The 13731-nt window shown below is 57.0% G+C and carries 15 protein-coding genes; 5 read left to right on the top strand and 10 right to left on the bottom strand.

Going from position 1 to position 13731, the window contains the following annotated elements:
* Positions 1–67 precede the first annotated feature (67 nt).
* From LLF79_RS20920 to sad, 6 genes are all read right to left on the bottom strand, one after another.
* The gene (locus LLF79_RS20920; RefSeq protein ID WP_021242497.1) at positions 68–1033 is read right to left on the bottom strand and encodes a sensor domain-containing diguanylate cyclase; all 966 of its coding nucleotides are present in this window, start codon (positions 1031–1033) and stop codon (positions 68–70) included.
* Between the two features lie 110 nt (positions 1034–1143).
* Positions 1144–2592: a GGDEF domain-containing protein gene (locus LLF79_RS20915; RefSeq protein WP_021242498.1), complete on the bottom strand. Its 1449-nt coding sequence runs from the start codon at positions 2590–2592 to the stop codon at positions 1144–1146.
* A gap of 113 nt (positions 2593–2705) precedes the next feature.
* Positions 2706–3062: a DUF4186 domain-containing protein gene (locus LLF79_RS20910; RefSeq protein ID WP_021242499.1), complete on the bottom strand. Its 357-nt coding sequence runs from the start codon at positions 3060–3062 to the stop codon at positions 2706–2708.
* A complete protein-coding gene (glsB, locus tag LLF79_RS20905; protein ID WP_008503201.1) occupies positions 3062–3988 on the bottom strand; it encodes a glutaminase B in 927 nt (308 codons plus the stop codon). The genes LLF79_RS20910 and glsB overlap by 1 nt, the downstream gene beginning before the upstream one ends.
* Positions 3989–4050: 62 nt before the next feature.
* Positions 4051–5640, bottom strand: coding sequence for a methyl-accepting chemotaxis protein (locus LLF79_RS20900; protein ID WP_025911134.1), 1590 nt, complete (start codon positions 5638–5640; stop codon positions 4051–4053).
* Positions 5641–5752: 112 nt separating this feature from the next.
* The gene (sad, locus tag LLF79_RS20895) at positions 5753–7141 is read right to left on the bottom strand and encodes a succinate-semialdehyde dehydrogenase (RefSeq protein WP_227880339.1); all 1389 of its coding nucleotides are present in this window, start codon (positions 7139–7141) and stop codon (positions 5753–5755) included.
* Positions 7142–7239: 98 nt separating this feature from the next.
* Between sad and LLF79_RS20890 the strand changes: the two genes are divergently transcribed.
* Positions 7240–8118, top strand: a complete 879-nt coding sequence (locus LLF79_RS20890) for a LysR family transcriptional regulator (RefSeq protein WP_021242502.1) — start codon at positions 7240–7242, stop codon at positions 8116–8118.
* Here LLF79_RS20890 and LLF79_RS20885 read toward each other — a convergent pair.
* The 3 genes from LLF79_RS20885 to LLF79_RS20875 form a co-directional block, all read right to left on the bottom strand.
* Positions 8072–8554, bottom strand: a complete 483-nt coding sequence (locus LLF79_RS20885) for a GNAT family N-acetyltransferase (RefSeq protein WP_023292427.1) — start codon at positions 8552–8554, stop codon at positions 8072–8074. The two genes, LLF79_RS20890 and LLF79_RS20885, sit on opposite strands and share 47 nt — an antisense overlap.
* 92 nt (positions 8555–8646) lie before the next feature.
* Positions 8647–9438, bottom strand: coding sequence for a PhzF family phenazine biosynthesis protein (locus LLF79_RS20880; RefSeq protein WP_021242504.1), 792 nt, complete (start codon positions 9436–9438; stop codon positions 8647–8649).
* Positions 9439–9465: 27 nt separating this feature from the next.
* Entirely contained in the window at positions 9466–10254 is a 789-nt protein-coding gene (locus tag LLF79_RS20875; RefSeq protein ID WP_032663529.1) for a PhzF family phenazine biosynthesis protein, read from the bottom strand.
* A gap of 177 nt (positions 10255–10431) precedes the next feature.
* On the opposite strand from LLF79_RS20875, the gene LLF79_RS20870 reads away from it, so the two are divergent.
* Complete coding sequence (locus LLF79_RS20870; RefSeq protein ID WP_032674775.1) at positions 10432–11628, top strand: sugar transporter; 1197 nt, start codon at positions 10432–10434, stop codon at positions 11626–11628.
* A gap of 93 nt (positions 11629–11721) precedes the next feature.
* Here the strand turns inward: LLF79_RS20870 and LLF79_RS20865 are convergent, their stop codons facing one another.
* Positions 11722–12387: a MarC family NAAT transporter gene (locus LLF79_RS20865; protein ID WP_008502235.1), complete on the bottom strand. Its 666-nt coding sequence runs from the start codon at positions 12385–12387 to the stop codon at positions 11722–11724.
* Positions 12388–12642: 255 nt separating this feature from the next.
* Between LLF79_RS20865 and marR the strand changes: the two genes are divergently transcribed.
* From marR to marB, 3 genes are read left to right on the top strand one after another with little or no spacing between them, the layout of a single operon-like run.
* On the top strand, positions 12643–13077 hold the full coding sequence (gene marR / locus LLF79_RS20860; protein WP_008502236.1) for a multiple antibiotic resistance transcriptional regulator MarR: 435 nt from the start codon (positions 12643–12645) through the stop codon (positions 13075–13077).
* A 21-nt stretch (positions 13078–13098) separates the two neighbouring features.
* The gene (gene marA / locus LLF79_RS20855) at positions 13099–13479 is read left to right on the top strand and encodes an MDR efflux pump AcrAB transcriptional activator MarA (protein ID WP_008502237.1); all 381 of its coding nucleotides are present in this window, start codon (positions 13099–13101) and stop codon (positions 13477–13479) included.
* A gap of 33 nt (positions 13480–13512) precedes the next feature.
* Positions 13513–13731 (top strand): multiple antibiotic resistance protein MarB, encoded by a 219-nt coding sequence (marB, locus tag LLF79_RS20850; RefSeq protein ID WP_008502238.1) that lies wholly within the window; start codon positions 13513–13515, stop codon positions 13729–13731.

Below are 13731 nucleotides of genomic sequence, written 5' to 3'. Positions count from 1 at the left end.
TGAATACGCTCACTTTGGGTTTAACAACTTATTAACGCAAGCGGTTCGGACATAGGCTTTTATTATGTCACCGGGCGCGCTGGCGCTGCTGCTTCATGGCATACATCTTTTCATCGGCATCTTTTAACCACTGTTGCAGGTCGTTGCCGTTATGATCGAATTCACTGAGCCCCCATGAGAAGTGTAGCGACCACGGGTGAAGCTTGCGGGCGTTATAGCTTTCCACCTGCTCGGCGAGATACTGCATGGCTATCCAGGCGCCCTGCTCGTCGGTATCCGCGAACAGCACCGCGAACTCATCCCCGCCAAAACGCACCAGCATATCGGCCTCACGGAAAGCGCTGCGCATCAGCTGCGCCATAACTTTAAGCGCCTTATCGCCCTCTTCATGCCCGTAGCGATCGTTAATCTCCTTAAAGCGATCCAAATCCAGCCAGCCGAGCGTCAGCGGCTCCGCCCGGCGTCGGGCAACCGAAAGCGTAAACCGCACCAGCTGATTAAAGCCCCGGCGGTTGAATAAGCCGGTTAACTCATCCGTGGTCGCCGCGCTGATCGCGGCAAACTCATCTTCTGCCAGCGCGCCCAGGTCTCCCAGCACGGCAAGATCGGCCGCCGAGAACTCACGGGGGGCGTAATCAATCAGACACAGCGAGCCCACGCTGGCGCCGTCACGCAGGCGCAGCGGGAAGCCCGCATAAAAACGCACGCGAGGTTCACCCGCCACCAGCGGATTATCCGCAAAACGATCGTCCTGCAGCATATCCCCTACCACCAGCGGTGCTTCGGTGAGGATCGTATGGCCACAAAACGATATATTACGCGGAACGGTGTCAGGCGCCTTGCCATCGGCCGACTTCACGATCAGCGAGTGCTCATCAATGAGGTTGACCATTGCCAGCGGCACCTGGAAGAAGCGCTTCGCCAGACGCGTAAGCCGGTCAAACGCCGGGGAGCTGTCGATCTCAAGCAGACCTGATTCGCGCAGCGAGTTCAGTCTGTCTGTTTCATTTTCAGGGGTTGCAGGTGCTTTCATAATGTCTCCTGACGTAAAGCGTTACTAAAAGCGTAGCTTAAACAGTAACATTGTCAGTGTTCTGACAGTCTGTTAAGCCACTTGCTATTCACGTCAATGCCTTATGACGATTAACGCAGCTCTGTTTCATGCCCGGTGGCGGCAGTAATATGCTCGTCCGCGACCCGGGCGCTGGTACGATTTCGACCCGCTTTTTTTGAACGATAGAGGTGATCGTCCGCTTCGGTCATGAGTTTGTTGAAGACCTCGGTTAACTGCCATGCCTCCGCCTTCCCGCTTCCAAGGCCAATACTGACCGTCAGAGAGAGCGTTTGCTGACGCCATGTAAAAGGATGGTTAGCGACGGTAGTTCTGATACGTTCCGCCAGTTCATAACCGTGTCGAGCGTCGCCAGAGTTGACCACCACCGCGAACTCTTCCCCGCCCATACGCGCGACCATCCCGTCTTCACCGACCACCTGCTGAACCTGCCGGGCGAATGACGCCAGCACGCGGTCGCCACACTCGTGGCCGTAGTTATCGTTGATGCTTTTGAAGTAATCGATATCCAGCAGCATAACGGTCAGGAAACGCGAATGGCGGTGCGTCTCTTCGTGTTTTAACGCCTCATAAAGCCCGGAACGCGAATAAACCTGCGTTAAAAAGTCATAATCCGCCCGCAGGGAAACCTGACGGATCAGAGAATTAATGGCCGCCATGCTGACGGAAACCAGCACCGGACAGATCGCCATCGTGGCAATACCCAGCCGGGCAGAAAACATCATTGGGGTGGTCAGCGGTGTCGCCACGGCAATATTAATCACCGAATTGGCGACCAGAATAATTTCAATGGCGCCCGTGACAAACGTCAGCAAGCAGGTCACAGGCAATGGGTAGCGTACCGCACACCAGATAAGCGCAGGCAGTGGAAAAGAGAGGCTCCCCGCGCCGCCAATCACGACTGACGCGACCACCGAGACGATCAGCGCAATAACCGGTAATAGCTGCTCCAGACGTAACCTGAATTCGCGCACGGGCATGCCTATCGTGAGCATACACGGCACAACAAGCACGCCGGTTGAGAACTGCTCGCTAAACCAGTCGGCAAAGAGCGGCCAGAAGGTGTGGCTGTCAATCCCGACCGACCCCACCGCGCCGAGCAGTGCGCACAGCAATGCGGCAATCAGGCAGTAGTTGAACAGGCGTAATGCGTTAAGCGGATCCGGGGTTTTCTTCATCAGCCGCCTGTCACGCTGAATCAGCACGGCGACCACGACGATAAAGACCATGTTAGACAGGTTGATCACCACGGAGGCTATCCCCCAGTTGGTCGTCACCGCGTCGTACATCAGCATGGCGACATAGGATACCGCGTAGTAATGCAGGCGATTCAGAAAAACATAGCGGGCAAAGATCCCTGCCATCACGCCGTTGAGGGGCCAGAACAGCGACAAGGCCTCCACGAGACGTAATTCCGCACCCACAAAATAGAACAAAGTGGTGAGGATAAAGATCGTCGATGCATTTCGCAGCGGCGTGTCAGGCTGGAACGGCCTGAAAGCGGTAAGAGCAGAACGCATTAAATTTCATTCCATATGAAAGCTTACGGCAGTTATTGCGGTCGTCAGCACGATCGGCGCTCACTTAGGATGAATCTATAACACAAATATAACGGGATCATAACTCGTCAAATTTAGGCGTTCATCTGGAGCACCAGCCAGTGGTGAATCACGCTGACGATATACTGCTGCTGCTGCGCGGTGAGCTGAACACCGTGAGGAATATTATGCCATTTCGCCAGACAGCCCCGACAACAGGTGGCGGTGGCATGCTGGGCGATAAATACCGGGTGACCGCGCATGGGCGTCTGTTTGCCGTCATTCGCGGGTTGTGCAGGGGCAAGGCGCTTTTCGACAAAATCAGCGGCATGCTGATCAATGGTATCGGGGCCTTTGTCCCAGCAATACTGCCGTTCCTTATCGCCTAAGCGGAAGCGCGAGCGAAACGTCGATCGCGCCAGACGGGAAAAAAGGGGATCCAGGTCAGACATCAGTAAACGGAACGTCCCATACGCTGGGTCAGTTTCTCCAGAACCGCGACACCGGCAAGCGAATTTCCGGTTTCATCCAGCTCCGGGCTCCAGACCGCAATCGCCATTTCATGCGGTACAATCGCCACCACTCCGCCGCCCACGCCCGACTTGGCCGGGAGACCAACGCGCCAGGCAAACTCGCCGGCGTTTTGATACATCCCGCTGGTTGCCATCAGCGCGTTGACCTGGCGCGCCTGCAGAGGAGAAACCACCTCCTGATCGAGGTGCGGCGCGTGCCCCTGATGCGCAAGGAACAGGAACGTCTGAGCCAGCTCAACGCAGCTCATTTTCAGGGCGCAGTAGTGGAAATAGTTTTGCAGGACGGTCGCCACGTCGTTATGGAAGTTGCCGAAGGATTTCATCAGCCACGCGATGGCCGCGTTACGGGCAGAGTGTTCGAACTCCGAGCGGGCCACCACAGGATCGTAGGCAATGTCGTCAACCCCCGAGAGCTGGCGTACTATCTCCAGCATTCGCTGACGCGGCGCGCTGAGGCGGCTCTGCAGCATATCGCAGACCACCAGCGCCCCGGCGTTGATAAAGGGATTTCGCGGTTTACCCTGCTCGATTTCAAGCTGAAGCAGCGAGTTAAAAGGCTGGCCGGACGGATCTTTACCCACGCGCTGCCAGATTTCGTCTTCTTCATACTGGCGCATCGCCGCAACCAGACTGAGCACTTTCGAAATGGACTGAATGGAAAAACGTTCTGTTGCATCCCCTGCCTGGAATCGCTGTCCGTCGATGGTGCAGATAGCAATACCCAGCTTATTCCCGCTGACCGAGGCAAGGGCCGGAATATAGTCGGCAACCTTCCCCTTTCCAATTAACGGACGAACCTGCGCCAGAATCTCGTCCAACATCTCATTATGGATGACCGCAGCCACACTTTGCTCCTTGCCCTCAGGCTAAAACGGGCTGCGAGTATAACAGAGGCTTATGTATTGCGTCAGGCGCTAAGACGAAAACGCGAAACGGCCTGCAATAAAAGATCGGATTGCTTTTGCAGCCGCTCAGAGGCCTCCGAGGCGTCAGAGACCAGCAGGTCCGTCTGACGGGAGACCTGGTTCAGCGCCTGAAGCTGACGCGTCATCAGGTGAATACGCTCTCCCTGACTGAGCGTGGCGGTGGAGATCTCATTCAGCAAACTGCTCAAATTGCCCACCAGACCGGTGACCTGCTGCAAATTCTCTTCCATCAGGGTGACGGCGCGGGAACCGTCTTCGATACCCTGCAGTGAACGGTTGATAAGCTCCTGAATGGTCTGCGTCGAGTGGCTGCTCTTTCTGGCCAGCAGTCCAACCTCCCGGGCGACGACGGCAAACCCGCGCCCCTGATTTCCGGCATGGGCGGCCTCAATGGCGGCATTCAGCGCCAGGATGTTCGTCTGAAACGCCACGCTGTCGATCATCGCCACGATCCCGCGCATCTCAGACGATCGGTCAACGATCGCCTGCATAGACGCGTTTACGGTCGACATCATCTGGTCGCCGCCCACGGCTGCCTGGCGCGCTTCATCGGCCCGGGAGCTGGCGAGTCTGGCATAGCCGGTATTCCCTTCCACGTGGCTTTCCAGCGCCGCAATATGCGCCGTCACATCCTCAAGCTCTTTCGCCTGACGTGCCGACTGCTGATAGAGCTTCTGGTTACCCTGCGCCAGAGAATCAATGTTCTCCACCATGGTAGCCGTGGCGTGGCTGACCTGCGTCACCAGCTGCTGCAGGCCGTGCTGCATCGTGGCAATGCTGTCGCTAAGCTGCCCTATCTCCCGGTTGAAGCGCATGACGTTCGGCGGCGTGCCGGAGAGATCCCCTGCTGCCAGCCGGTTGATATGCGCGATGAGCCGACGCAGCGGCGTAATCACCCATCGGGACATACCGAACCAGACGACAGCGGCAATGGCGACTAACAGCAACGGGGCAAACAGGAATAACGTTTGCAGGTCAGAAAGCTGCGCCATGAGGCTCTGACGCCCCTGCATGGCCTGCTTCTCGCTTGCCTGCTGGTAGCGCGCATAGTTGTCGTTAAAATCAGTCTGAAAAGCCTGCGCCGGGACGGCAAAAAAAGCGTCGATGGTATTGGTTTTGACCAGACCTTCCGCCTGCTCGTTGATCGCGCCGTAGAAGAGCTGATAGCTGTTCACCAGCGCGTCGTCTTTCGGCGGATTCAGCGCCAGCCAGGCCTTCCACGCCTGCTGAGACACCGTCAGCGCCTTTTGCGCGTCATCCATCAGGCTGTGCCAGCTTCCGTCGGATCCGGTCTCTTTATCCTGCATAAACCACACCCCGGAGCGGTTAAGGAGATCGCTTGCCGCCAGCAGAGAGACGCGGGCCAGATCCAGCTTGCTCTGCTGCTGCCACGCCAGCAGGTTTTGCTGCTCGTTGCGCTGGGCTTCGTTCAGGGAGGCGTTAAGCAGGAATGACGAGGAGAGCTGCAGCGCGGAGAAAAGGCCAATAATGCAAAAGATCCCTGTCAGCAGGCCAAAGTGACGGGGAGTGAGACGCTGCGCAATACGGCGAAAAATTTGCGTTAGGTTCATAATTAGCTTCATTTACAAGGCGTTAGACGCGAGCGAGTCTACGAAATGAAAATGACAGAACCATTGCAGATTAATGACAACGGCCCTCGCGATGAGGGCCGACATCGCGGGATTACACGCGATCCTTCCACACCGTCTGCACGTTGCAGAACTCATGCAACCCAAAGTGGGAAAGTTCGCGGCCAAAGCCACTTTTCTTCACGCCGCCAAAGGCCACGCGCGCATCGCTGGCGCTAAAGCCGTTGATAAACACCCCGCCGCACTCCAGCTCGCGGGAGAAGGTCTCTGCCAGCGCATCACTGGCCGTAAAGACCGTGGCAGACAGGCCAAAATCGCTGTCGTTGGCCAGCATCAGGGCATGCTCCGCGTCTTTCGCGATAGTAATGGCCGCGACCGGACCAAACAGCTCCTGCCGGAAGGCCGTCATCGCCGGGGTGACGTTCGCCAGCACGGTTGGGGCGTAATAATTCCCCTCACCGCTGATTTTCTCACCGCCCAGCAGCAGCGTTGCACCTTCCGCCAGCGTCGCCTGCACCTGCTGATGGAGTTCATCGCGCAGGTCAAAACGCGCCATCGGGCCAATATAGTTTTCTTCCTGGTCCGGCGCGCCCAGCTTCAGCGCAGCAACCGCATCGACAAAGCGCTGGGTAAAGGTCTTCGCAATACCCTCTTCCACAATGAAGCGTTTGGCCGCCGCGCACACCTGCCCGGTATTCTGGTAGCGGCCTGCTACCGCCGCCTTCACGGCAAGATCCAGGTCGGCATCGTTGAGGACGATGAACGGGTCAGAGCCGCCCAGCTCGAGAACACATTTTTTCAGCGCGGCCCCCGCCTGAGCACCAATGGCAGCCCCGGCACGCACGCTGCCGGTGACGGTCACCGCCGCAATACGACGATCGTTAATCGCCTGGCTGACGCCGTCATTGGTGGCGTTTACCCAGCCGAACACGCCTTCAGGAAAACCGGCATCCGCAAAGATCTGCGCGATAAGCTCCGCCGAGCCGAGGACGTTGGGCGCGTGTTTAAGCAGATAGCTGTTACCTGCCAGCAGAATCGGCACCGCGCCGCGCAGCACCTGCCAGAGCGGGAAGTTCCACGGCATGACCGCGAGGATCGGCCCCAGCGGACGGTATTCAATGACCGCATTCTGGTTTTCGACCAGCGTCGGTTCCGCCTGCAGCATCGCCGGGCCGTGCTCGGCGTACCAGTCGCACAGGCCGGCGGATTTCGCCACTTCGGCCCGCGCCTGCTGAATGGGTTTGCCCATTTCACGGGAGATCGTCTGCGCCATCTCTTCAGCGCGATGACGCAGCGCGGCGCCAAGATCGCGCAGCTTTTGCGCCCGGTGGGAGATGCTTTCGCGACGCCACAGGCGATAGCCCGCATCGGACAGAGAAATCGCGCGGTCAACCTGTTCCGACGTCGCCCACGGATACGCGGCGAGGGTTTCACCCGTTGCCGGGTTGACAGAGAAGGCATGTGTTACAGAGGAATAAGTCATGGTGTTCTCCACGTTTTTCGGTTGATTCATTGTGGCCCACTCTGCTATTTCTTAAAAATGAATAATACTAACCACCTTATTCACGAAACGAGAACGCTATGGATTTAACCCAGCTTGAAATGTTTAACGCCGTCGCGCTGACGGGCAGTATCACCCAGGCGGCGCAGAAGGTGCATCGCGTGCCGTCAAACCTGACGACCCGCATCCGCCAGCTGGAAGCCGATCTGGGCGTTGAGCTGTTTATTCGTGAGAACCAGCGTTTGCGTTTATCCCCGGCTGGCCATAACTTCCTGCGCTACAGCAAGCAGATCCTCGCCCTGGTGGATGAAGCGCGCATGGTCGTCGCGGGGGATGAGCCGCAGGGGTTATTTGCCCTCGGCGCGCTGGAAAGTACCGCCGCCGTGCGCATTCCTGAAACGCTGGCACAGTTTAACCAGCGCTATCCGCGCATTCAGTTTGCCCTTTCTACCGGGCCGTCCGGGACGATGATTGATGGCGTACTGGAGGGAACCCTGAGCGCCGCCTTTGTCGACGGGCCACTGTCGCACCCGGAGCTGGAAGGAATGCCGGTCTACCGGGAAGAGATGATGCTGGTCACGCCTGCCGGGCAGGCGGAAATCTCACGCGCCGCGCAGGTGAGCGGCAGCGACGTTTATGCCTTTCGCGCCAACTGCTCTTATCGCCGGCACCTGGAGAGCTGGTTTCACGCTGACCGCGCCGCGCCCGGCCGCATTCACGAGATGGAGTCCTATCACGGCATGCTCGCCTGTGTTATTGCGGGCGCAGGCATCGCGCTGATGCCGCGCTCGATGCTGGAGAGTATGCCCGGGCATCATCAGGTTGAAGCCTGGCCGCTGGCAGAAAACTGGCGCTGGCTCACCACCTGGCTGGTGTGGCGACGCGGGGCAATGACCCGCCAGCTGGAGGCCTTTATAGCGCTGCTAAACGAACGTCTTCAACCAGCGCCTTCTCCATAAACAGGCTGAGCGGATCGTCAACGTACGGGGGAAACGCCGGACGCAAATCGTATCCGCACTGTTCATAAAGACGCACCGCGGCGCGCTGCTTGATGCCCGTCTCCAGCCGTACCGTATGGCAATGACGGCTCAGGGCCTCATCTTCCAGGGCGGCCAATAGCGTCTCCCCAAGGTGCTGCCCACGATGGGCCGGATCGATATAGACCCGCTTCATCTCCCCCGTACCGTCGCCGTTGAGCACGATGGCGCCACAGCCAACGGCCTGAAGCTGCTGGTCGCGAATGACCATCAGGATCAGCGACGTTTCCGGCAGCGCAGCCAGATCGATCAGATGATTGCTTTCGGCGGGATAGAGTTCGCTCTGATAGCGGTCCAGCGCCGCGATCAGGCTGAGAATGTCCGGGTGACGTGCAGATTCAGAGGTAATGGAATACATGGCAGGCTCCTTGCTTTTTTTGTGAGGCTAAATGTCAACATAGCGCAGGCCTGCCAGGGTGCTTCATACAATTAACTTATCGTACCGCTCCGTTAGCGCAAAAAGATTTTCCCTTTCAGATACAGGGTGGCCTGACCGCCAATCAGCACGCGGTCGCCCTTCATTTCGCAGCGCAGATCCCCGCCACGGTGCGCCCCCTGGTGGGCATAAAGTGACGTTTTACCCAGCTTTTCGCTCCAGTATGGGATCAGCATGCTGTGGGCGGATCCGGTAACCGGATCTTCCGGCACCCCTTCCCCCGGGCAGAAGAAGCGGCTGACGAAGTCATATTTTTCGCCCGGCGCCGTCACGCAGACCATTTTATCCAGCGGGATCATCGCCCCAATATCCGGCGTTAACGCTTCCACCTGCTGCTGGCTCTCCAGCACCACCAGGTAATCACGTCCGACGCGCACCTCTTTTGCGTCTGGGATGCCCAGGGCGCTAAACAGCAGCGCAGGTGGGTTCTCGACCACCTCGGTTGACCACGCGGGGAAGTTCAGCGTCAGCCAGTCGCCGCTGCGTTTGACCGTCAGCTCGCCCACGAAGCGCGTGGTGAAGGTAATTTCAGTGTGAGGATAGTCAAGGTATTCGAAAATAACGTGCGATGCGGCAAGCGTAGCATGGCCGCACAGGTTAATTTCATCGAGCGTGGTAAACCAGCGCAGTTCAAACCCACCGTCGGTGCGTACAAAAAAGGCGGTCTCAGACTGGTTATGCTGCTGCGCCATTTTGAGCAGCGTCTCGTCCGGCAGCCACGCTTCCAGAGGACATACCGCTGCCGCGTTGCCGCCAAAGGTTTTGTCGCTGAAGGCATCCACCAGATAAAAATCAATTTCCTGCATTGTCTCTTCCTCTCTTGTTATGGGTATTTAGCGCAGAAAAACTGTGCCTTTCAGATAAAGTGAAGCCTGTCCGCTCATCAGCACGCGCGAGCCTTTCAGCTCACAGCGCACGTCGCCGCCGCGCGCGGAAACCTGACGGGCAAGCATGGCTGTTTTCCCCAACCGTTCACCCCAGTATGGGATCAGCATGGTGTGCGCGGAGCCGGTGACCGGGTCTTCCGGAACGGATACCCCGGGGGAGAAAAAGCGGCTGACAAAATCGTATTCCCCCTCACCCCGTGCCGTCACGCTCACCTTATGCTCGCCCGGCGTCATCGCCGAAAAGCGTGGCGCGAGTGCTTCAACCTGCTGGCGATTGTCAAGCACGATCAGCCAGGCGCGCCCTTTGCGGGCTGCAACGTAATGACGGATACCGAGCGCCGAGAGCATCTCCGGCGGCGGCGTCTCTTCTTGGGTTGGACATGCCGGGAAGTCCAGCGTCATCCACTCCCCCTCCCGGCTGACCGTCAGGCGGCCAGAGGCGGTATCAAAGTGGATCCGCGAGTCGGGATAATCCAGTTCATTAAACAGAACGTACGCGGCGGCAAGGGTGGCGTGGCCGCAGAGATTGACTTCGGTAAGCGTGGTAAACCAGCGTAGCTCAATGCCTCCTTTAGTGCAGACGAAAAAGGCCGTTTCCGACTGATTATGCTGCTGTGCCATTTTCAGCAAGGTCTCATCGGGTAACCATTCCTTGAGCGGACAAACGGCGGCCGGGTTGCCGCCAAACGTGGTATTGCTGAACGCATCGACCAGATAAAAATCTATCTCCTGCATTGTCTTACCGCCTGTTTTTATTGTGTTGTTCTTTTATATTCAATGAAAACAGCGCTCCCGGCTACCGCTTTCATAAGGTAAATATTGAGATCTGCGTCACATAATGGTTGAGTTTTCGCCATTCAACGTTTTAAGATCGTCTCCTCTTCTTTTCAGCAACGAATCTCCGACATCCCTATGACAACGAACACAGTTTCCCGCAGGGTTGCGTGGCTACGCGTGGTCACGCTGGCAGTTGCCGCGTTTATTTTTAACACCACAGAATTTGTGCCGGTTGGGCTGTTGTCTGACATCGCTGACAGTTTCCAGATGGAAACGGCGCAGGTGGGCATTATGTTGACCATCTACGCCTGGGTAGTGGCGCTGATGTCATTGCCGTTTATGCTGCTGACCAGCCAGATTGAGCGGCGCAGGCTGCTGATCGGTCTGTTTGTCTTGTTCATCGCGAGCCACGTGCTGTCGTTTATGGCGTGGAATTTTACGGTGCTGGTCATCAGCCGCGTCGGTATCGCCTTTGCCCATGCGGTGTTCTGGTCGATCACCGCGTCGCTGGCGATTCGCCTGGCACCGGCGGGTAAACGCGCGCAGGCGCTAAGCCTGATTGCTACCGGTACCGCACTGGCGATGGTGCTGGGCCTGCCGATTGGCCGCATCGTGGGGCAATATTTCGGCTGGCGTACCACCTTCTTCGCCATCGGCATGGGCGCGCTGGTGACGCTGGTGTGTCTGATTAAGCTGCTGCCCGCGCTGCCGAGTGAGCATTCCGGCTCGCTGAAAAGCCTGCCGCTGCTGATGCGTCGCCCTGCGCTGCTGAGCATCTACCTGCTGACCGCCATCGTGGTAACGGCCCATTACACGGCGTACAGCTACATTGAGCCGTTTGTGCAGGTGGTAGCAGGCTTTAGCGCCAACTTTGCCACCGTCTTACTTCTGATCCTCGGCGGCGCGGGGATTATTGGCAGCGTGCTGTTCGGCAAGCTGGGTAACCGGCACGCCTCCTCGCTGGTAAGCAGCGCTATCGGCCTGCTGCTGGCCTGTCTGCTGTTGCTGATGTCCGCCGCGGGCAGTGAAAGCCATCTGGCGATCCTCAGCCTGTTCTGGGGCGTGGCGATCATGATTATTGGCCTGGGCATGCAGGTGAAGGTGCTGGCCCTGGCGCCGGATGCGACGGACGTCGCCATGTCGCTGTTCTCGGGAATTTTCAATCTGGGGATTGGCGCGGGTGCGCTGGTGGGTAACCAGGTCATCCTGCACGTGTCGATGTCGGCGATTGGCTATCTGGGTGCCATTCCGGCGCTGATGGCGCTGATCTGGTCCGTGCTTATCTTCCGTAAGTGGCCGGTGGCGCTGGAGGAACAGGGGCAGCACGGGTGAGGTTTGTTGGTGCCGGGTGGCGCTGCGCTTACCCGGCCTACAAAAAGACGGATTTCGTAGGCCGGGTAAGCGCAGCGCCACCCGGCAATGAACTTAATGATAGGTCTTAATAATTTCCAGCACGCCGTTAATAATAAACTGCACGCCCATACAGACCAGTAAGAAGCCCATCAGACGGGAAATCGCCTCGATACCGCCCTTGCCTACCCAGCGCATGATGGCGCCGGAGCTGCGCAGCGATGCCCACACGATAATCCCGATAATCGCAAAAATCAGCGGCGGTGCCACCGTCAGCACCCAGTCCGGGAAGGTTGCGCTGTCACGCACCGTCGACGCGGAGCTAATGATCATCGCGATGGTCCCCGGCCCCGCCGTGCTCGGCATGGCAATCGGCACGAAGGCGATATTCGCGCTCGGTTCGGTTTCCAGCTCTTCCGATTTGCTGGTCGCTTCCGGCGACTCATGCGCTTTTTGCGCCGGGAACAGCATGCGGAAACCGATAAAGGCCACGATCAGCCCCCCGGCGATACGCAGGCCGGGGATGGAAATCCCGAAGGTATTCATCACCAGTTGCCCGGCGTAGTAAGCCACCATCATGATGGCAAACACATACACCGAGGCCATCATCGACTGATGATTGCGCTCGGCGCTGTTCATATTCCCTGCCAGCCCGAGGAAAAGCGCCACCGTCGTTAACGGGTTAGCCAACGGCAGCAAGACCACCAGCCCAAGGCTGATTGCTTTAATCAAATCCAACATAGTGCGTTGTCGTCCTTATCCATATTTAACACAGCAATTATAGGGGGAAAGTGTGACATTCAGCCATGGGCGCAACGTAACGATTATTTTCCTTCTGAAAAGATAACAGGAAGTTATCCCTATGATTTGAAACACCTTAAAAAAAGTTCATGAAACGTTTTAGCAATTCGTGGCATCGGCTGATTCATTCAGTTGACTTATACTTGCCTGAGCAATAATATCTGCCGTGACTAATTACTTGCCAGGGCAACCATTGTGAAAAGCACCAGTGATATCTTTAACGACGTTGTTCCGCTGGGTCGTCTTATTCATATGGTCAATCAGAAAAAAGATCGCCTGCTCAATGACTATCTGTCACCGCTGGATATCACCGCAACACAGTTCAAAGTGCTGTGTTCCATTCGCTGCGAAGTGTGTATCACGCCGGTTGAGCTGAAAAAGGTGCTCTCTGTCGATCTGGGTGCGTTAACCCGCATGCTCGATCGTCTCGTCTGCAAAGGATGGATAGAACGAAGCCCTAACCCGAATGACAAACGCGGCGTACTGGTGAAGCTGACCAGCGATGGCGCGGCCATGTGCGAGCAATGTCATCAATTAGTAGGACAAACACTGCATCAGGAACTAACAAAAAACTTAACGGCAGATGAAGTGGCAACCCTTGAGCTTTTGCTGAAGAAAATCCTGCCGTAAACAGAAAAAAGAGGTATGACGATGTCCAGACGCAATACTGACGCTATCACCATTCATAGCATTTTGGACTGGATCGAGGATAACCTGGAATCGCCGCTCTCCCTTGAAAAAGTGTCAGAGCGTTCGGGTTACTCCAAATGGCACCTGCAACGGATGTTCAAAAAAGAGACCGGCCATTCATTAGGTCAATATATTCGCAGCCGCAAGCTGACGGAGATTGCCCAGAAACTGAAAGAAAGCAATGAGCCGATCCTTTATCTGGCGGAGCGTTACGGTTTTGAATCGCAGCAAACCCTGACGCGTACGTTCAAGAACTATTTTGACGTGCCGCCTCACAAGTACCGAATCACCAGCGTGCCGGGCGAATCCCGATACCTGTATCCGTTAAAACACTGTAGTTAATCATCGCCTGTCACAGACGTAACCGAGGAAATCATGAAAGTTATCGCCTCCGCCGCCCTCGCCTTGCTGGTGCTGTTCTCCAGCCAGACCTTCGCGGAGCAAACCCCTCGTGCAACGCAGCAAAATAATCCTGATACGATGATTTTGCCGTCCGCACATGACCAGTCGCCTTATGATTTCAACCACATGGGTGCTGGTAGCGACAAATCCGACGAATTAGGCGTGCCTTATTATAATCAGCACGGCTTCTGA

This window comes from Enterobacter cloacae complex sp. 2021EL-01169 (assembly GCF_020733125.1).
Classification (GTDB): Bacteria; Pseudomonadota; Gammaproteobacteria; order Enterobacterales; family Enterobacteriaceae; genus Enterobacter; species Enterobacter roggenkampii.
This window is presented reverse-complemented; position numbering and strand designations above follow the sequence as displayed.